At 55.8% G+C, this 652-nt stretch carries 1 pseudogene; it reads left to right on the forward strand.

Features of this window, described 5'->3' with window-relative positions:
• A pseudogene (locus HMPREF2920_RS09320) lies at window positions 1-594 on the forward strand (IS256 family transposase); the annotation flags it as partial.
• Window positions 595-652: the final 58 nt, after the last annotated feature.

Genomic DNA, 652 nt, shown 5'->3' on the forward strand with positions numbered 1-652 from the left:
ATCTACGCCCTGGCGTTGAAACTGACCCGTATCACCACACTCGACCAGGCACGGGAGTGGACGCTGCGTCTGCACGACTTCGGACAGGTATTCAAAGCATTCCTCAACGAGAAAACGCCCGTGTCAAAAGAGCGCCGCACACTCAACAACCAGTGGGAATGGACCCATCTGCGAGTTCGCAAGGCATACAACTCCCTGCTGCACCTCTCACGGAAAGGATGGCTGTTTACCTACCTGCAGCCACCACCGAATGCGCTTGAGCCTCAACGCTGGGCTTCAACGACAAACAGTCTGGAAGGCGGCATCAACGCCGGGCTCAAACGCATCGCCGACGCGCATCGCGGCAGGTCCGGGGAACGCCAACGAAAAATGCTCGAGTGGTACCTGCACTCGAAAACGCAACTGCCTGACGACCCATTAAAGATCGCCAGGCAGTGCAATTTCGGCCAAGATCAACTCGCCAAAGTCAACGATCTTGTCGAAGAAGACCACAACAAAGCCGACCATGAAACAGGCCGACCAGCCTTCTACGACAACGCTATCCCAACCGAGTACGAACACTCGATAGGAATCAGAAAAGGCCCCATGAAGTAACAAACGGTGTGCCCGCCCCGCAACACGCCGAGCGGACACACTTTTTGCTACTTAACCC

This window comes from Corynebacterium sp. HMSC075F02, assembly GCF_001838335.1.
GTDB classification, from domain to species: Bacteria; Actinomycetota; Actinomycetes; order Mycobacteriales; family Mycobacteriaceae; genus Corynebacterium; species Corynebacterium jeikeium_D.